General features: G+C 65.6%; 10 protein-coding genes. 5 read left to right on the forward strand and 5 right to left on the reverse strand.

Translation table 11 applies throughout. From position 1 onward, the window contains the following. Positions 1-72: 72 nt before the first annotated feature. Positions 73-297: a DUF7455 domain-containing protein gene (locus tag Q2T94_RS19055; protein WP_264270636.1), complete on the reverse strand. Its 225-nt coding sequence runs from the start codon at positions 295-297 to the stop codon at positions 73-75. 199 nt (positions 298-496) lie between these two features. On the opposite strand from Q2T94_RS19055, the gene Q2T94_RS19060 reads away from it, so the two are divergent. Beyond that, positions 497-2602: a DNA gyrase/topoisomerase IV subunit B gene (locus tag Q2T94_RS19060; RefSeq protein ID WP_302266179.1), complete on the forward strand. Its 2106-nt coding sequence runs from the start codon at positions 497-499 to the stop codon at positions 2600-2602. Positions 2603-2675: 73 nt separating this feature from the next. Here the strand turns inward: Q2T94_RS19060 and Q2T94_RS19065 are convergent, their stop codons facing one another. Together Q2T94_RS19065 and Q2T94_RS19070 are read right to left on the reverse strand one after the other, a co-directional pair. Then, positions 2676-3638, reverse strand: a complete 963-nt coding sequence (locus tag Q2T94_RS19065; protein ID WP_264270638.1) for a M56 family metallopeptidase — start codon at positions 3636-3638, stop codon at positions 2676-2678. 23 nt (positions 3639-3661) lie between these two features. Beyond that, a complete protein-coding gene (locus Q2T94_RS19070) occupies positions 3662-4036 on the reverse strand; it encodes a BlaI/MecI/CopY family transcriptional regulator (protein ID WP_217389836.1) in 375 nt (124 codons plus the stop codon). Positions 4037-4240: 204 nt separating this feature from the next. Between Q2T94_RS19070 and Q2T94_RS19075 the strand changes: the two genes are divergently transcribed. The 3 genes from Q2T94_RS19075 to cydC are packed head-to-tail and all read left to right on the forward strand — an operon-like array spanning position 4241 to position 10241. Next, complete coding sequence (locus Q2T94_RS19075) at positions 4241-5815, forward strand: cytochrome ubiquinol oxidase subunit I (RefSeq protein WP_302266180.1); 1575 nt, start codon at positions 4241-4243, stop codon at positions 5813-5815. A 29-nt stretch (positions 5816-5844) separates the two neighbouring features. Continuing rightward, positions 5845-6867, forward strand: coding sequence for a cytochrome d ubiquinol oxidase subunit II (gene cydB / locus Q2T94_RS19080; RefSeq protein WP_302266181.1), 1023 nt, complete (start codon positions 5845-5847; stop codon positions 6865-6867). Positions 6868-6890: 23 nt separating this feature from the next. Then, a complete protein-coding gene (cydC, locus tag Q2T94_RS19085) occupies positions 6891-10241 on the forward strand; it encodes a thiol reductant ABC exporter subunit CydC (protein ID WP_302266182.1) in 3351 nt (1116 codons plus the stop codon). Positions 10242-10329: 88 nt separating this feature from the next. Here the strand turns inward: cydC and Q2T94_RS19090 are convergent, their stop codons facing one another. Both Q2T94_RS19090 and Q2T94_RS19095 read right to left on the reverse strand, forming a co-directional pair. Next, positions 10330-13011, reverse strand: a complete 2682-nt coding sequence (locus tag Q2T94_RS19090; protein WP_302266183.1) for an Ig-like domain-containing domain — start codon at positions 13009-13011, stop codon at positions 10330-10332. Positions 13012-13807: 796 nt separating this feature from the next. Continuing rightward, complete coding sequence (locus Q2T94_RS19095; RefSeq protein ID WP_302266184.1) at positions 13808-16465, reverse strand: DNA gyrase/topoisomerase IV subunit A; 2658 nt, start codon at positions 16463-16465, stop codon at positions 13808-13810. Between the two features lie 125 nt (positions 16466-16590). On the opposite strand from Q2T94_RS19095, the gene Q2T94_RS19100 reads away from it, so the two are divergent. Then, positions 16591-19293, forward strand: coding sequence for a bifunctional acetate--CoA ligase family protein/GNAT family N-acetyltransferase (locus tag Q2T94_RS19100; protein WP_302266185.1), 2703 nt, complete (start codon positions 16591-16593; stop codon positions 19291-19293). The last annotated feature ends 44 nt before the right edge of the window (positions 19294-19337 follow it).

Here is a 19337-nt window from a genome sequence, read left to right on the forward strand (position 1 = left end):
ACGACAGCGGGACCCCGGCATCAAGCCAGGGTCCCGCCCAAAGGTCATCTCAGCATGTGGCTGGCGACTCTTTTAGTCCTCGTCGTCGAAAACGGGCTTCTCGTAGAGACGCGCCGTTTCGTCTTGCCATTCGTTGGTCAAGGGGCGCAGCTTTCCTTCTACCGCGCGAGCGTGGTGTCCGCAGAAGAATAGCTCACCACCGGAGGTCTCCAATACCGCACGCACAAAAGCCTGTGCACCGCACCGGTCGCAACGATCAAGGGCATTCAGCTCTCGGGTTACTGCGGTCGTTGTCATGATGACCTCCTTCATTCGATGTGTACTCAATACAACCAGCAATAGGGCTATTTTCTTCGTGAAAATACGATCTTTCGCTCACCGCGTAGCACGTCAGGGGGTGAGCTGCCGCTCACTGGCGGCACGCATCAGCGAAATGGCGGGCCCAGAGACTATTGTGGTTAGCGTCGTTCCGACGTTTTTGAGGAGTTCAATAACCGTGGCCAAAAGCACTGACTACAACGCCCGACACCTATCCGTCCTGGAAGGGCTCGAGGCGGTACGCAAACGTCCGGGCATGTACATCGGTTCCACCGATTCGCGTGGACTCATGCACTGTCTTTGGGAAATCATCGACAACTCCGTCGATGAGGCACTGGCGGGCCACGGCCAATCGATCAAGGTCTTCCTGCACGCCGACGGCTCAGTGGAAATCCACGACGACGGCCGCGGCGTTCCGGTGGACATCGAACCAAAGACCGGGCTCTCGGGCGTCGAAGTGGTCTTCACCAAGCTCCATGCCGGCGGCAAGTTCGGCGGCGGCTCCTACACCGCCTCCGGCGGCCTGCATGGTGTGGGTGCGTCCGTGGTCAACGCGCTTTCTTCCCGTCTCGACGTTGAGGTGGACCGTGGTGGCAAGACCTATGGGATGCAGTTTCGCCGCGGCGAGCCCGGAAGATTTGCCGATACGGGCAAGCCCAAGCCCGACTCCAACTTCGAACCCTTCTCCACGGCCTCGGTGCTTGACGTGGTGGGCAAGGCCAAGCGAGGAGTCACCGGCACCCGCGTGCGCTATTGGGCCGATCGACAGATCTTCACGCCCGATGCCAAGTTCTCCTACACCGAATTGCAGGCACGCGCCCGCCAGACATCGTTCCTGGTGCCGGGACTGAAGATCACACTGCGCGACGAGCGCGGCCTGGTCGGCACCCTGGGGGAGGATGGCCCATATGAAGAGGTCTTCCACCACGACGGCGGGATCTCCGAGTTCGTTGAATACCTGGCCAACGATGCGGCCGTCACCGATATCTGGCGTTTCCACGGCTCGGGAACGTTTAAGGAATCGGTGCCGGTGATCGATGATTCGGGCCACAGCCGGATCACCGAGGTGGAGCGCGCCTGTGAGGTGGACATCGCCTTGCGCTGGGGGATTGGTTACGAGACGAACCTGCGTTCCTTCGTCAACATCATTTCCACACCCAAGGGCGGAACACACCAAACCGGCTTCGAGCAGGCCCTGCTCAAGACCTTCCGCAAGGTCATCGAGGCCAACTCCCGCAAGCTCAAGGCCGGGAACGACAAGATCGAGAAAGACGATGTCGGTGCCGGGCTGACTGCGGTCCTGACGGTGCGCCTGGCCGAACCCCAGTTCGAGGGCCAAACCAAGGAAATCCTCGGCACCTCGGCGGTGCGCTTGATCGTTGCCAAGGTGGTCGAGAAGAGCCTCACGGACAAGCTGAACTCCACGGCCAAGGGCGACAAGACCCAGGCTGCAATGCTGCTGGAAAAAGTGGTCAGCGAAATGAAGTCGCGCATCTCGGCGCGTGTCCACAAGGAGACCCAGCGACGCAAGAATGCCCTGGAAACTTCCTCGCTCCCCACCAAGTTGGCGGACTGCCGCAGCACCGACACGGACAGGACCGAGCTCTTCATCGTCGAGGGTGACAGCGCCCTGGGAACCGCCCGCCTGGCGCGCTCCTCGGACTTCCAGGCGCTGCTGCCGATTCGAGGCAAGATCCTGAACGTGCAAAAGGCCTCGGTTGCCGACATGCTTTCCAATGCGGAGTGTGCCGCGCTGATCCAGGTGGTCGGGGCGGGCTCAGGCCGAAGCTTCGACATCGAGGCCGCACGCTATGGCAAGGTCGTGTTGATGACCGATGCCGATGTCGACGGCGCGCACATCCGCACCCTGTTGCTGACGCTGTTCTTCCGCTACATGCGGCCCATGGTTGAACAGGGCAGGGTCTATGCGGCAGTGCCACCGTTGCACCGCGTGGAGGTCATCACCCACGGCTCCAAGGACAACGAGATGGTCTACACGTACTCGGAGAACGAGCTTCACGAGGTATTGGCCGCCCTGGAAAAGGATGGCAAGCGCTACAAGGAACCTATACAGCGCTACAAGGGCCTGGGTGAGATGGATGCCGACCAGTTGGCCGAGACCACCATGGATCCGCGGCACCGCACCTTGCGCCGGGTGGGGCTGGAACATGCCGAATCGGCCGAGCGCGTCTTTGACTTGCTGATGGGTTCGGATGTGGCACCGCGCAAGGAATTCATCATTTCAGGAGCCGAGCTCCTTGAACGTGACAGGATCGACGCATAACGGGAAAACAATGGCCGGCCGGTGCCCTCGTAGGCGCCGACCGGCCATTTCCATGTTCGAACACGGAGCTGGATCAGCTGAAGAGCCCCGGGGCCACCAACATTGTGGTGGGCAGTGCCAGCAACAGCAACGCGGCCGTAAGAATCAGGGAGCGCACCATGGTCGACAACGGTGGCTGCGGTCTCAACAGCCGCCGCAGGCGATGCGACGAAAGCTCTTCGGTCGGTGCGCCGCCGGTGCCTGCGGTCGGCAGGGCAGCCGGCCCCCGCTCGGCCGGTTCGCCCAGTGCTCCCGTGGCGACTGTCAGTAAGGCGCGGAGCAAAACGGGGGCGGTCACTACCCTAAGGGCCGCGTCATCGGCGAGCATCTCAACCAACTCCTGGACGGCGGCCAGCGAGTGCTTGGCCGTTGGCAACCACGGCAGGGCATCGTTCCAGGAGGCGAAGGCCAGCAGGAGAAGGTCGTGGCGTTGCTCCAGGTGGGCCTTTTCATGGGCCAGGACTGCTTGCAGTTCATCCTCGTTCAATCGCTGGACCAGGCCACGCGAAAGCACGGTAACGGACCCGGCGAAGCTAGGAAGGCAATAGGCAATGGGGGTCTCGTGGTCCAGCACCAGGGTTCCGGGATTGGCGGTGGATTTCTGGCTGAGCAGTGAAAGGATGTGCCTGTGCCGTGCGCGCTGGCGGGTGATGCGCCAGGTGGCCCGGATCAAGGTGAGCACCAAATGGATTCCCAGCAGTGCTGCCGTGCTCAGGGCAAAGATGTGGATGGTTCCCGGGGAGGCGACGTCCGCATCGCCGAGGACGAGCCTTGCCCCGCCTTCCAGCGCACCCAGGAGTGAGTTTCCAAGTGGCTCAAGGCCCCAAAAGAGCATCGCGCCGATCATGGACAGTCCACCTGCCAGGGCGATGGCTTGCCAAACCACCATCGCAGTAAAGGGGGATCGGGCCGTCCATTGGGCGCGCGAAAGGGCGACGGGTACGGGCCATGCCAAAAGAATGGCCAGTCCAGCCAGGAGATAAGACGTCAGCAGCACGTTGGTAACCGTGCCGGTCGTCGCTAGGCGTTACGTGGTGTATCGAGGAGCAGGCGCAATGACTGTGCTTCCTCGGCGGAGATGCCGCCGATGAAGCGGGCCAATACGGCTTCGCGATCCAGCACGGTACCCAGGGCTTCGTTCATCAAGGACACGGTGTGGTCCTCGCGGCTCGTCACCGACGTGTAGCGATGCGGACGGATGTCGCGCTCACGCGCCACCAAGCCCTTCTTTTCCAGTCGGGCCAACACCGTCAGGACGGTGGTCACGGCAAGTTCCTTGCCCTCCACGTCGCCGGGTGCTGCGAGCTGGTCGCGAAGTTCATTGGCCGTGAGCGGGGATTCGGCATCCCAAAGGAGTTCCATTACTGCGCGTTCAAGGTCGCCAAGAGTGGCCAATCTCATTTCCTTACAAAGTGTTCCAGGCCCCGTGTAGCTAACGCAGAGGCCAGCGGGAAGTGTGTTGAGTGCTTCCCGCTGGATCCAGTTTACCGCGTTGGGGCCAAATGTTCTACAGTGGGTAGAAAGGAAGTTCTACGGATCGTAGAACTCGGGGTGCGGGGCCGAAGCAACGCCGCGAATTACTGCACTGAAGGGTTTGGCATGGATGCACTGGAAATTGCCAGATGGCAATTTGGGATCACCACCGTTTATCACTTCTTGATGGTTCCCTTGACGATCGGCCTGGGGCTCACGGTCGCGGTGATGCAAACCGCGTGGCACCGAACCGGCAAGGAAGAATACCTGCGCATGACCAAGTTCTGGGGAAAGCTTTTCCTCATCAACTTCATCATGGGAGTGGCCACCGGCATCGTCCAGGAATTCCAGTTCGGCATGGCCTGGAGCGAATACAGCCGCTTCGTCGGAGACGTCTTTGGTGCACCGCTGGCCATGGAGGCGTTGCTGGCGTTCTTCCTTGAATCCGTCCTCCTGGGGCTATGGATCTTCGGCTGGGACCGGCTGCCCAAGCGCCTCCACCTGGCCACGATCTGGATTGCCTCGCTGGCCAGTATCTTTTCGGCCTACTTCATCCTGGTGGCCAACTCCTGGATGCAGCATCCCGTCGGCACCGAAATCGTCGACGGCCGCGCCACCATGGTCGATGCCTGGGCAGTCTTCACTAACAACACCGCCCTGGTCACGTTCCCGCACACCATCTTCGGGGCGTTTGCCGTCGCCGGCGGATTCCTGTTGGGCATCTCCTGGTACCACCTCCACAAACGCCGCCAGTCGGGCATTGACACCATGGACGCCTCGGGCAAGGTCTTGGTGGGGGAGTCTGCAACCTTGGGGAAAAACCGCGACAAGGTCGACTACCAGGTCTGGATCAAGTCGCTGCGCATTGGCGCCGTCGTGGCGATGGTTGCGTTCATGGGTGTTGCCCTCTCCGGCCACGCCCAAGCCCAACTGATGATCCAGCAACAGCCGATGAAGATGGCAGCCGCGGAAGCGGCATGCCATGACGGCACGGGGTTCTCCCTGTTGTCGGTGGGCGACCTTCGGGGCGGCGGCGCAACCACCTGCGACGACGTCGTCGGCGTCTTCGAAATTCCGGGCTTGCTCTCCTTCCTCGCCCACGACAACTTCACGACCGAGGTCAAGGGGGTAAACACCCTCCTGCCCGAGTACCAGGAAAAGTACGGAACCCACCTTCCGGACAACCCGATCTACGGTGATCGCGCCGGAACCGAGATCAACTACCTTCCGGTCATGGAGGTCACCTACTGGGGCTTCCGCCTGATGATCACCCTGGGCGGACTCTCCGCGGTTGCCGCGGCGGTGGCCCTGTGGCTGACCCGCAAGGGAACTGTGCCTCACAGCAAATGGATCTCCAGGCTCGCCGTCCTGGGAATCCTGGCACCTTTTGGCGGAAACGCCGCGGGATGGATCTTCACCGAAATGGGTCGCCAGCCTTTCGTGGTGGCACCCAACCCTAGCTTCCAAGGCATCGACCAGGTCTTCATGTACACCGCGGCTGCCGTCTCTCCGGGGGTGAGTGCGGGGGAGATGCTCTTCTCGTTGATCTCCCTGACCTCCATCTACGCATTCCTGCTGGTGGTCGAGGTCGTTCTGCTGACCCGTTACGTCCGTGGCGGGATCGGTTCGGCCATGCCCGAGCTCGATGGGCACCCCGATGACCAGGACAAGGACACCGACGTGCTGTCCTTCGCCTACTGACCGCCGACTTAAGAGTTAGGACTGTACAAGTGGATTACCTGCCCACACTGTGGTTCATCCTGATAGCCGTGCTCTGGGGCGGCTACCTGTTCCTTGAAGGTTTCGACCTGGGCGTGGGGATGCTCATGAAGACCTTCGCCAAGAACGAGAAGCAGCGCCGCGTGCTGCTGAACACCGTCGGCCCGGTCTGGGACGGCAACGAGGTCTGGCTGATCACCGCCGGGGCCGCGACCTTTGCAGCGTTCCCCTACTGGTACGCCTCGCTTTTCTCAGCCCTCTATGTCCCATTGACCTTGGTGCTCGTGGCCCTGATTTTCCGGGCAGTGGCCTTCGAATACCGCGGCAAGGCACACACCCATGCCGTGCGAAAGGCCTGGGACTGGGCCATCTTCCTGGGCTCCTTTGTCGCCGCTTTCGGCGTCGGGGCGATGCTGGCGCTGAGCACCACCGGACTTCCGCTGAACGCCAACGGCGACCGCGTGGGCGGGCCCTTTGCCTGGTTCAACATATACGCGGTCCTCGGCGGGCTCGCCGTCGTGGCATTCTGCCTGATTCACGCGTTGGCCTTCCTCGGCCTCAAAACGGACGGGGACATCCGCACCCGGGCGGCACGGCTCGTGGCCCGCTGGCTTCCCGTGGCCTTGCTGCCCATGGCCGCATGGGCGGTTGCGGTGGTGCTGCTGAACCACAGCATGGCCGCCGTGGCACCGCTGGGCCTGGCCGTATGCGCCCTGCTGTTCGCCTGGTTCCAGGCGAGCAAAAACCACGAGGGCCTGGTTTTCATCGGGTTGGGCATCTTCCTGCTGGCGGGGGTCGCGGCAATTTTCACCGCCGCATATCCCAACGTCCTGCCCTCCACCATTGACGCTGCCTTCAACCTGACGGTGTCCAACGCATCCTCGACCCCCTACACCCTCAGGCTCATGAGCATCGTGGCGGCTTTCGGCCTGCCCATGGTCCTGGCCTACCAGGCCTGGACCTACTGGGTGTTCCGCAAGCGGGTCACCGAGGTCCACATTCCCGAGGCACACACCGTGACCTCGATCGTCTGACCGGCACGAGGAGAAACCCCACCATGAAACCCGTTCTTCCCGCCGGGACCGGTTCCAGGAAGGTCCTGGCCCTGTTGGCCGGACTCGCCGCATTCAAGGCCGGTGGCCTGGTCCTGGTTGCCGACGCCCTGGCCACTGCCATCAGCCAACTGGCTGCCGGCTCGCCACTCGATGTCCAGCGGCTGCTGGTGCTTGGCCTGGGCGGAACGATCCTTCGGGCAGCGGCGGTGTGGGGCACCGAGTTCGCGGCACACCGGGCCGGGCTCGGGGCCAAGGAGCAGCTACGCTCCCGGCTGCTGGCCGCCGGGCTGGACGGGAGGGTTGCCGGTGCCGACCCCGGAAACGGGGCGCTGGCGGCACTGGCCAGCCGCGGGCTGGACGGGCTGGACAACTACTACACCAAGTACTTGCCCGCGCTGGTATCCGCCATGGTCATCCCGGTCCTGGTCGGCGCCAGGATCCTGGCCGCTGACTGGATTTCCGCCCTTGTCGTCGTCCTTACGGTCCCGCTCATTCCGGTGTTCATGATCCTGATTGGACTGCATACCCAGGATCGGGTCCAGGCCGCGGCCGCCGGGTTGGACAGGCTTTCGAACCAGCTGCTGGAACTGGCCCAGGGGCTTCCCGCCCTCATTGGGCTGCGCCGGGCGGAGGGCAAGGGCAGGGCCCTGGCCAAGGTCTCCGAGGACTACCGCGAGTCCAGCATGAAGACGCTGCGCACGGCATTTCTCTCCGGGCTGGCCCTCGAACTCATCGCCACCATCTCGGTGGCGGTGGTCGCCGTCTTCATCGGCGTGCGCCTGGTCTACGGACATATGGGCCTGGAAGCCGGGTTGATTGCCCTGATCCTGGCCCCTGAATGCTACCTGCCGCTGCGTGCGCTGGGGGCGGCCTTCCACTCCTCGGAGAATGGGGTCCAGGCCCTTGAACGCACAGAGGGATTCATAGGCGCCACTGCATCGGACGGGCCGGATTCCGGGCTCCGGACACCGTCCGGGACCTCGCCCGTGTTGTCCATCAAGGGCCTTTCGGTCAGTTATGCCCGGCGGTCCGAGCCGGTGGTTTCCGGGCTGGACCTGCAGCTGGATGCCGGCGCGGTGCGCGTGCTGGATGCTGCAAGCGGCAGCGGAAAAACCACGCTTCTGCAGGCGGTGCTCGGCCAGCTCGGGCAGGAGTCCGAGATCGGCGGCGAGATTGGCGTGGACCTGTCCCGCGCGGCGTTCATCTCCCAGCACCCCCGGTTCACCGAGTCCACCGTGTCAGGCGAGATCCGGCTGCACGCCGGCGCAGGACTGTCCGGGGAAATGCTTCGGGCGGTCCTGGAAGAGGCGAACATCGAGCACCTGGCGCAGCGGAACCTGGTGGACTGCAGCCCCGGCGAGCTGCGCCGCCTGGCCGTGGCGCGGGTGCTCGCCAAGGTGGCCGCCGACCCCGGAGTCAATCTGGTGCTGGCCGACGAACCGACAGCGCACCTGGACGAGGAGTCCGCCGTCCGCATCCGCCTGGCAATGCGCCGACTGCGCGGTCAATGCGCACTGCTGGTGGCCACCCACGACAGGGCCCTGGCCACGATGCTGCAGGACCCGGACGCTGCCGCGCGACCGGCGGCCGAAGACCACGGACCCGCGCAACCCCCGCTCTTGGCCGCTGTTCCCGCACACCCTGCTCCAGTGCGCGAACCCCGGGCTGCGCTCCCGGGCCCGGGTGCCGCGCACTGGCGGCTGCTGGGCTCCATGCCGTGGTTCCGCAACGGCATGCTCCCGGGTCTCGTGCTGGCCGCGGCCGCGGCGATCTTCGGAGCAGGGCTGACCGGGATCTCCGGCTGGCTCATCGTCACCGCGAGCCACCAACCCCCGATGCTGCACCTGATGGTCGCCATCGTGGGCGTGCGCACCTTCGGCATCGGCCGCGCGGTCCTGCGCTACGCCGAGCAATTGCGCGTGCACGACGCCGTCATGGGCTTCGCCTCCACCCTGCGGCAACGCCTATGGGATGCGCTGGTAGCACGGCCACATGGCTGGGGCCGGCTGACCCGTTCGGGTGCTGCACTGGGTCACCTGGTGGCCGAGGTCGACGAGGTGCGCGACGCAGTGCCCCGGGTCCTGGTGCCGCCGGTCGCGGGAATCGCAACCTGGGTTGCCGTGACCGTGGGAATCGGCTTCTGGGCCCCGGCGGCGTTGCCGCTGGCGCTGGGGTTGGGGCTCGCTGCCTTTGTGCTGTTGCCGGCGGCCGTGCTTGCGGTGGAAAGGCGCAGCACCATACACACCAGCCGGCACCGCATGTGGCTTGCTTTCCGGGTGCCCACGCTGTTGGGTGCGGCGGGGGACCTGCGTGCCAACCGGGTCGGCCCGCGGGCCCTGTCGGAGTTCACCGCGGCCGACGCGAGCGCAACCAGGTTGCTGCGTGCCGCGGCCCGTGGCGCCGGTGTCGCCCAGGGCGGGGCGGTGCTGCTTTCCTCGCTGGCCGCGGTGCTGGCGGTGGTCCTGGTGGGGACCGGGGGAGAAGCGGCGGCAGTGGCCGCGCTGCTGCTCCTGGCCCTGGGCGAGCCGATCGCCAACACCTCCATGTCCATCCAGCAATTGCCGCAACTCGATGACGTGTTGCGCCGCGTCTGGGCCACTGCCGGCGGCACGGGCCACACCCCGGAACCCGCCGGCGTCGCGGAGGTGCAGACCGCGGAGGTGCAGACCGCGGAACTGGGACTGCGGCTGCACGCTGCCGACATCGGCTGGGCCGCGGGGGAGCCGGTTGTTCAAGGTCTCGACCTTGAAGTGAATCCGGGCGAATGGGTCGCGATCACCGGCCCCTCGGGCTCGGGAAAGTCGACGCTGCTGGCGGCCATGCTGGGTGCCCTGAAGCCCCTGTCCGGTGCCCTGCAGGCCAGGCGGGGTGATGGGGATTGGATGCCCATTGGTGCCGCTGACCTGGCCCGGGTGGCCTGGTGCCCGCAGGAAGCCCACCTCTTCGATTCCTCCGTGCGCTCCAACCTCGGGCTAGGCAGGGACGCCGAAGACCAGCCCTCCGACGCCGAACTGCGGGCGGTGCTGGCCAAGGTCGGGCTGGAATCGTGGTTGGGAACGCTGCCCGCGGGCCTGGATGAGCGCATCGGTTCCGGGGGCCACCAGCTTTCCGGCGGCCAGCGCCAACGCCTGGCCGTGGCCCGTGCCCTGGCCGCAAGGGCACGGGTGCTGCTGCTGGATGAACCAACCGCACACCTGGGCGCGGACGAATCGGTGGCATTGGTCGCCGATCTCCGCGCCGGTTTGGCGGGCGAAGCGGTGCTGCTGGTGACCCACGACGGAGCCGTTGCGGCACTGGCTGACAGGGTCCATGAACTGGATTCGGCCTCGCTTCAGGTGCCGGCCGCGGTCTAACTCTGGGAAGCGGAAAACGTGCCGGAGGCCAGGTTGCGCGATGCGCAGCCTGGCCTCCGGCCTGTTGTGCTAGGACTTCATGGTGTCGTTAGCGGGCTCCCGTCGTGAAGGACCATGTGGTGGCCGTGAGCGCGTTGCCGCGGGCATCCTTGATGCCGTTGGAGAGCCGAACCGTGTAGCGGCTTCCCGCAGCCAGGCTGGCTTTGGGATTCAGCGTGGCGGTGCGGGTCGTGGCGTTGTAGCTGACCACTGCCCCGACCGTTGCGCCGGCCCGGTTTGTCAACTTCACCGTGGTGGTGTTGATGCCGGAGACAGGCTCGCTGAACTTCGCCGTGACATTGGTGGCACGAGCCACGTTGGTGGCGTTGACTGCCGGGCTGCGCCCGATGACCTTCGGTGCCGGATCGGTGGTGAACGCCCACGTCGTGGCCGTCAGCGGGTTGCCGCGGACATCCTTGATGCCGCTGGAAAGCCGCACCGTGTACCGGGTTCCCAAGGCCAGGCTGGACGTCGGATTCAGCGTGGCGGTGCGCGTGGTGGCGTTGTAGCTCACTGCAGCCGCCACCTTGGCGCCGGTGGGGGAGGTCAGCCACAGGTTGGTGGTGTTGACCCCGGAGACCGCCTCGCTGAACTTCACGGTGACATTGGTGGTGCGTGCCACGTTGGTGGCATTGGCCGCCGGTGTCCGTCCGGTGATGGTCGGCAGCGGATCGGTGGTGAAGGACCACGTGGTGGCCGTCAGCGGGTTGCTGCGGGCGTCCTTGATGCCGTTGGAGAGCCGAACCGTGTAACGGGTGCCCGCGGCCAGTGTGGCCGAGGGGTTCAACGTGGCCGTGCGCGTGGTGGCGTTGTAGGTCACCGCTGCCGCTACGTTGGTTCCCGCCGGGTTCGTCAGCCGCACCGTGGTGGTGTTGATGCCGGTGACGGCTTCGCTGAACTTCACCGCCACATTGGTGGTGCGTGCCACGTTGGTGGCATTGGCCGCCGGCGTCCGACCCGTGACGGTCGGCAGCGGATCGGTGGTGAAGGACCACGTTGTGGCCGGCAGTGCGTTGCCCCGGGGGTCCTTGATGCCCGCGCCCAGCGAGACCGTGTAACGGGTGCCGGCGGCCAGGGTGGCCGTCGGGTTCAGCCTTGCCAGGCGCGTTGCCGCGTCAAAGGTGACAACTGCCGACACCGCGGCACCGGTCGAGGTGGTCAACCGCATATTGGTGGCATTGACCCCGGTCATGACCTCGCTGAACCTTACGTCCACGTTGCCGGTGCGTGCCACGTTGGTGGCATTCACCGCCGGTGTCCGGCCGGTGATCACCGGTGCCGCATCCGTGGTGAAGGTCCACGCAGTGGCCGGAAGCAGACTGCCGCTCGCATCGTGGATGGCGTTGGACAGAGACACCTTGTAAGTGGTGCCCAGAGCCAGGTTGGCCGTCGGATCTAGGGTTGCCGTGCGGGTCGCTGCGTCATAGGAAATGGTGGCCGGGACTGCGGTCCCTGCGGCCGTTGCCAGTGTCACGGTGGTTGCATCGATCCCGAGAACGTCTTCGCTGAATGTCGCCGAGACAGTGTTCCCGAGGGGGATGTCCACAGCGTTGGCAACGGGTGTCCGCGCCGTGACGGCCGGTGCCACATCGGTGGTGAACGACCACGAAACCGGTGCCAGGGCGTTGGCGCTCGCATCCTGGATGCCGGCGGTCAGCGACATCGTGTAGACGGTGTTATTGGCCAGGCTTGCCGACGGATCGACGGTAACGGTGCGGGTTGCCGCGTCATAGCTGATGGTCGATGCGACCACCGTGCCGTCCGCATGCGTCAGGCGCACATTGTTCGGGTTGAATCCGGCGACGGACTCGCTGAACGACGCGGTGATGTTCGCCGCCACGGGAATGCCGGTGGCGGCGGCGGCCGGGGCCTGGGCGGTCATCAAGGGAGCCGTCACGTCGTTGGGATTGAGCGGCGGTTCCGTTCCGTCGCTGGAAATCTTCCCTTGGAGACCAAACAGATTAGTGGACAGGTTCACTCCTCCGCCGGTGACCGAGAAGGCGTTTGTGCCAAAGGGGCTGCCGGTCACGGTGTGCTCCGCGTCGGGGTTCCCGAGGTAGCCGTCCGGCGCTGCCGGGGCCTGGGCTGGATCCCACTTCAGGAATGGGCCGATATTGCTCTTGAGCGGCGTGGTGAAGTTTTCTACGGCAGGGGAAATGTCTTCAACGAGTTTGCCGTCCCCGGCTGCATCGGTATCGAGGGTCAGGCTGCCGTAGGGATGAGTGAACGTCAACGTCGTGTTGGCGGGTCCGTCCTTGACCACCACGCGTTGTCGGCCGAAAACGACCTGGTCTCCGGCCTGGACGGCGTTGGCGAAGGCCGCCTCGAGTCCAAGGACCAAAACGGCGCTTCCCCCGCCGGGGAATTCCAATTCGCTGGACGCCAGCATGTAGAAGGCTTCGTCCGGGAAATTGTCGGGGAAGGTAATCGGTGCCTCTGCGTTCGGGACGTCACCGGGAAGGAATCCGCACAGGGGATTCAAGGCGTCAAGACATAGCTCAAGGCGGGTGCCGGCACTGTCCTGGTAGAAACTGGGAAAACCAGTATCCGTGTTGACGGGACCCACGGCCACGATTCCCCCGGGGTTCTTGACGATGACCTGGGTTGCCGCCTGGGCGGGGGTATGCATGCCCAGTGCCAGAAGCCCGATCGTCGTAATCGCAATTCTTCTTTGCAGGTTTCTTGGCGCCGCAGTGTGCTGCCCCGAGCTCCTGAGTTCGTTGGATTTCATGTTGACTCCTCAGCCGATCCGAAAGATATGGCAACTGTGCGTGTAACACCTTAGGGAAACCTTGGGCCCGTCACGCCACAAATAAGCGTGTCAAGTGTGGTTTTCGCGAACGCCAAGGAATGGGGCACCGGGAGGCCGGAAACGCTGTTTTTCATGCGTCCAAGGCCGAGACGGTGTTGCCGGCCACCGCAGTGGAGACCACGGGGATCGAGCTTGTTTGGACCCGGTGGGACAGTCGCACGGATATCCGTTATCCGGGCATTCGCAACGGTCACGCCTTCACGGCCCGACAAGAGGGGCGGTGGCGGGGAGAGACATCCTGGATGACGAAGATGAGCAGGGGGCGAGTGCAAGCGGCAGTGGCCTTTCTTGGTCACAGGCCAGGGCCGTCGAAGACCAATCTCTCCGCTGGTGCCATATCGCCCGATCATGGGAACCCGCCGGGGATCGCACGCGAGGTTTCCGGCTTGGGGAAACCGTGACGCTCGCGTGCGCCGCACCGTCGGTGCCATTCCGTGCCCGGGATTCGCTGGGTGGGGGGAGAATCCTCGAATCCCGGACCGGACGGTTTTCCTGAAGGCCTTGGGTATGGGCCCGCGGGCCTCGAATCTGTTCGAAGCCCCATGTCAACCGTGAAGGAATCCTTGCAGCCAAACCCTATGAAAAGGTATTGGTCTCGTGCCCGGTCGGCGTCGCGGGGTTGCCGGACACGGAAAAGGGGAGGTCGTGGGCCGTCGCCACGGTGGGCGACGGTCCACGACCTCCCCCAGTCGCTGTTGTGCGCGGGGCCCGGAGCCTATTCCTCCAGCAACGAGTCCTGGATGGCAACCCGGCGGGAGGACTCGACCTCGACCACCCCGGAATCGGCAAAGGGCTTGCTGTCCTCGGTGGGCGCGGCCAGCGGCGCGCGCGTGGAGCTGCCGGGCAGCGGCAATCCTCCGTTTGGCGAGAGCGCGGCCTCCGCCGGGGACGCATCGGTCGCCGGGGTGCCGCCGAGCAAGTCGACGCCCTGCGCCAGGGGGACACCGGAGCCGTCGCGCTTGGCGTACTCGGTGGGCAGCGCACGCACCACGCCGGCGGCGGAGGATGCCCGGGCAGGACCTGCCCCGGCATAGGCAAGCTCCAGATGGTCCTCGCCCTTCAGGAAGCGGTGCGCCCGCACCCCGCCGGTTGCCCTGCCCTTGGCCGGGTACTCGGCGAAGTCCGTGACCTTCACCGAATGCGAGGCGGTGCCGGGCAGGGTGTTGGATCCGGTGGCAATCGAGACGAAGACGGGTGCCTGCGCGGCTGCCTCGACGACGCCGAAGAAGATCACGCTGTCATCGGAAGCCAGCTTGATGCCGGCCATGCCGCCGGCGGTGCGGCCCTGGGGGCGCACGGCGGAGGCCGCAAAGCGCAGCAGCTGGGCGCCGCGGGTGGCGAAGACCAGGTCCGCGTCGTCGGGTCCCACAGCGGCGCCCACCACGGTGTCGCCATCCTTGAGCGTGATGGCTTCCCATTCGTCGCGGTTCAACGGGTAGTCGGGGCTCAGCCGCTTGACGACGCCGTTCGCGGTGCCAAGTGCCACCACCGCATCCAGCGGAACCAGCGCGACCATCTTCTCGCCCTTGGCCAGCTGGGCGAATTCGGCCACCTTCACCCCGCCGGTCAGCTGCGGGAAGCCGTGGGCCGGGGGCAGCAGCGGCAGGTCCACGACCTGCAGGCGCAGCATCCGCCCGGCCGAGGTGATCCCGCCGATTTCGCCGCGGGCGCTGGTCGCCACCACGGAGGCGAGCACATCGTGCTTCACCCGCGCTCCGGCACCGTCCAACGGGTCGGCCGATCCGGTGCGGGCCACCTGCCCGGTGGCCGAAAGCAACACCCGGCACGGATCGTCGGCGATCTCCAGGCTCATCGGCGCCGCCTTGCCGGTGCCCACCGCCGCGGGCATCGAGGTGCCCTTCAGCGGGGATCCCGACTCGGACTCCAGCAGCACCGTGCGGCGCGGGGTGGCGAACTTCTCGGCCATGTCGGCCAGCTCGCCGGAGACCAGCTCGCGCAGCAATTCATCGGAGTCCAGGATCGCCCGCAACTCATCGATGGCCGCGCGCAGCTCCTCGGCCTCCTTCTCCAGTTCAATCCGGGAGAACTTGGTCAGCTGGCGCAGCCGCAGTTCCAGGATGTGGTTGGCCTGCAACTCGGACAGGTCGTAGATCGTCATCAAGCGCTCGCGCGCCTGGGCCGTTTCGTCCGAGGACCGGATGATGGCGATGACCTCGTCGATGTCGACGATCGCAATGAGCAGGCCCTCGACCAGGTGCAACCGGTCAAGCTTCTTCGCCAGCCGGTGCTCGGTGCGCCGGCGAACCACCAGCAGGCGGTGCTCGACGTAGACGGTGAGCAGCTCCAGCAGTCCCATGGTGCGCGGCTGGCCCTCGACCAGGGCGACGTTGTTGATGCCGAAGGAATCCTCCATCGGCGTGAACTTGTACAGCTGGGACAACACCGCGTTGGGGTTGAAGCCGTTCTTCAGCTCGATGACCAGGCGCAGGCCGTGGTTGCGGTCGGTGAGGTCGACCACGTCGGCGATGCCGGTGAGCTTCTTGGAATTGACCGCGTCCTTGATCTTCTCGATGACCTTTTCCGGACCGACCATGTAGGGCAGCTCGGTGACCACCAGGCCCTGCCGGCGGGCGGTGATCTGTTCCAGCTCCACCTTGGCCCGGGTCTTGAAGGTTCCGCGGCCGGCCCGGTAGGCGTCACGGATGCCGTCGAGTCCCACGATCTTGCCGCCGGTGGGCATGTCGGGGCCCGGGATGAACTTCGTGATGGCCGCCAGGTCGGCGTCCGGGTGGGCGATCAGGTGCCGGGCGGCGGCGATGACCTCGCCGAGGTTGTGCGGGGCCATGTTGGTGGCCATGCCCACGGCGATGCCGGTGGTGCCGTTGACCAGGAGGTTCGGGAAGGCCGCGGGCAAGACCGAGGGTTGCATGAACTGGTTGTCGTAGTTCGGGACGAAGTCCACGACGTCCTCGTCCAGGTTCGCCGTCATCGCCACCGCGGAGGCCCCCAGCCGGGCCTCGGTGTAGCGGGGAGCCGCGGGACCGTCATCCAGCGAGCCGAAGTTTCCGTGTCCGTCGATCAGCGGCAGGCGCAGCGCGAAGCCTTGGCTCATGCGCACCATCGCGTCGTAGATCGCTGTGTCGCCGTGCGGGTGCAGCTTGCCCATGACCTCGCCGACCACCCGGGCGCTCTTGACATGTCCCTTTTCCGGGCGCAGGCCCATCTCGGACATCATGAACAAGATGCGTCGCTGCACCGGCTTGAGTCCGTCGCGGGCATCGGGCAGGGCGCGGGAGTAGATCACCGAGTAGGCGTACTCCAGGAAGGATCCCTCCATTTCCTTGGTCACATCGATGTCTACGATGTGCTCCACGAAGTCCGCGGGCAGTGGTTCGGGCTTTTTGCGCGCCATATTTGGTGTGAATCCTCGATTCGGTACTGATGCCTGTCCTTGGGCAAGGGCAGGTTTCATCTCTAGCTGCGGTCCCGGCGCGTCGATTCAAGTGCTCTTCGGACGCCGACCGCTAGGCTAAGCCTATGGTGGATGGTCGTAAACCCGGTGAATATCCGTCCCATTGGGAAGCAGACGTTGTCCTGCGCAACGGATCCACGGCACATCTACGCCCGATTCAACCAAGCGACGCCGACAATTTGCAAAAAATGCACCGCGGGCAATCCGAAGCCTCGGTCTACATGCGCTATTTTACGTACAAATCCTCCCTCACCGCCAAAGAGCTCAAGCGCTTCACCGAGGTCGACCACGTCAACAGGGTGGCCTTCGTCGTGATCCGGGGCGAGGACATTATCGGTGTGGGGCGTTATGACCGGCTTGATGACCCCACCGACGCGGAGGTGGCCTTCAACATCTCCGATGCCTACCAGGGCATGGGCGTGGGCTCGATCCTGTTGGAGCACTTGGCCGCGGCCGCACGCGAAAACGACATTGAGAGTTTCTCCGCGGAGGTCCTTCCCGAAAACCGGAAGATGCTCACGGTCTTCGCCGAGGCCGGCTATGCGGTCAAGCGGCACTTCGACGAGGGCGTGGTGATGCTCGAATTCCCGATCGACCCCACGGAAAAGTCCCGCGCCGTGATGGAATCGCGCGAACACCGCGCCGAGGCCAAGTCGTTGGCCGGGCTGCTGGCCCCCGGATCCATCGCGGTCATCGGAGCCAGCCGCGAATGGGGCACCGTCGGGCACACGCTGCTGCACAACATCATCGAGGGCGGGTTCACCGGTGCCGTCTACGGCGTGAACCCGCAGGCCTTCGAGCTCGGCGGCATGCGCAGCTACGCCGCGCTGGCCGAGATCCCGGGTCCCGTCGACCTGGCCGTCATTGCCGTCCCGCAGGACCAGATCCACCAGGTCATCACGCAGTGCGCCCATGCCGGGGTCAAGGGGCTGCTGATCGCCACGGGAGGCTTCGAAGCGGACGGCGAGGCTGGACTGTCCCGCCAGCGCGAACTGGTCCGGCTGGCGCGGGCCAACGGGATGCGCGTGATCGGCCCCGCATCCCTGGGCCTGGTGAACACCGACCCCGCGACCTCCATGAACGCCTCCCTCGCCCCCGGCATGCCCCAGCAGGGAACCTTGGGGCTTTTTAGCCAATCCGCCGCCATCGGGGTGCTGCTCTACGCGGCCTCCGTGCGCCGCGGCGTCGGGGTGTCCTCCATTGTTTCGGCGGGCAACCGGGCGGATGTCTCGGGAAACGACGCCATGCAGTTCTGGGAAGACGATCCCGCCACCCGCGCAGTGGGCCTGTACCTCGAGTCTTTCGGCAACCCGCGCAAGTTCTCCCGCATCGCCCGCCGACTCTCGCACTCGAAGCCCGTGATCGTGGCCAAGTCCGATGTCATGGGGCTGCGGCTGCCGCCGGGCCACGCGGTGCGCACCACCCAGGCGCCCACGGCGGCGGTGGACGCGATGCTGCGCCAATCCGGGGTGATCCGGGTGCGCACCAACGAGGAATTAATGGAAATCGCGCAGGTGGTGGCTGCCCAGCCGCTGCCGGCCGGTCCAGGGATCGCGGTGTTGTCCAACTCCGCGGCGTTGGCCTCCGTGGTCGCCGACGCCGCCGAGCAGAACCACCTCGATGTGGTTGCCTCGGATGCTGGGGTGCACCTGGGGGATGGCCAGTCCCGGGCGCTGCGGCGGCTTGCCGCGGCCCTGGCCACGGCGCTGGAAAACACCGAAGTGCATTGCGGGATCGTCACCTTGCTGCCGGAGCCGGGGCTTTCCAACCAGGCGCTGGCCCGGTGCATCCGCGAGGCGGCAGTTGAGGCGGGCAAGCCCGTGGTGGCAGTGTTCACCGGCCTCATGGATCCCGTGGCCACTGTCGACGGGCTGCTGGATGCCGGGACCCACCCGGATGGCGGCAACTACGGACTGCCCTGCTATTCCAGCCCCGGGGTCGCCGTCAACGCCCTGGCGGCGGTCGTCCACTATGCGCGCTGGGTCGCCCGGGAACAGGGAGAGGTCATCGAGCCGCCGGGCATCGACGTGCCTGCCGCCGCCGACTTCATCGAGCAGGCCCTGGACACCGTGGAGGGCGTGGACCTGCTGCACCTGTCAAAGGGACAGGCGGCCGAACTTTTGGGCCACTACGGGATCGGGGTGCTTGAATCCTCGGGCTTCGAAACCGCCGACGAGGCGGTTGCCGCTGCCGGACGGCTGGGCTGGCCGGTTGCGCTCAAGGCCCGCGACGAGCACCTGCGCCACCGGCTGGACCTCGGCGGGGTCAGGCTGAATATCACCGACGAGGCCTCGCTGCGCTCCAATATCGGGCACATGCGCGAGATCCTGGCGACGTATGCGGCGAAGGACCTCGAGGTCCAATCCATGGCCCCGGCAGGGCAGGGCTGCGTGGTCAGGGCCGTCGAGGACCCGTTGCTGGGCCCGGTGGTGTCCTTCGGCCTGGCTGGCGACGCGGTGAACCTGCTCGACGACTGGGCGCACGGCACCCCGCCGCTGACAAACACCGACCTTTCGGACCTGGTGGCTGCCCCGCGGGCCTCCGCCCGACTGCGCGGCTACCAGGGACTTCCCGCAGTGGACCTGGGTGCACTGGAAGACCTGTTGAACCGCGTGGCCACCCTTAAGGACAACCACCCGGAGGTGTCCCTGCTGGAAATCAACCCGGTCATGGCCACCGCCAACGGCACGACGGTGCTGGCGGTCGAGATCTGGCTGGGCAACCCGGAGCAGCGCACCGATTCCGCACGCCGGGCCATGAGCCACTGAGCCGGCATCGCGGCAGCGGCGTACACCACACCCAGACCTCCCGG

Origin of the sequence: Paeniglutamicibacter sulfureus (assembly GCF_030512175.1) — a bacterium.
Taxonomy (GTDB): Bacteria; Actinomycetota; Actinomycetes; order Actinomycetales; family Micrococcaceae; genus Paeniglutamicibacter; species Paeniglutamicibacter sulfureus.

Excerpts from the sequence above, each read along its gene's own strand:
- Q2T94_RS19090 (WP_302266183.1), bottom strand. The coding sequence starts at position 13,011 with ATGAAATCCAACGAACTCAGGAGCTCGGGGCAGCACACTGCGGCGCCA.
- cydC (WP_302266182.1), top strand. The coding sequence starts at position 6,891 with ATGAAACCCGTTCTTCCCGCCGGGACCGGTTCCAGGAAGGTCCTGGCC.
- Q2T94_RS19100 (WP_302266185.1), top strand. The coding sequence starts at position 16,591 with ATGGTGGATGGTCGTAAACCCGGTGAATATCCGTCCCATTGGGAAGCA.
- Q2T94_RS19055 (WP_264270636.1), bottom strand. The coding sequence starts at position 297 with ATGACAACGACCGCAGTAACCCGAGAGCTGAATGCCCTTGATCGTTGC.
- Q2T94_RS19075 (WP_302266180.1), top strand. The coding sequence starts at position 4,241 with ATGGATGCACTGGAAATTGCCAGATGGCAATTTGGGATCACCACCGTT.
- Q2T94_RS19095 (WP_302266184.1), bottom strand. The coding sequence starts at position 16,465 with ATGGCGCGCAAAAAGCCCGAACCACTGCCCGCGGACTTCGTGGAGCAC.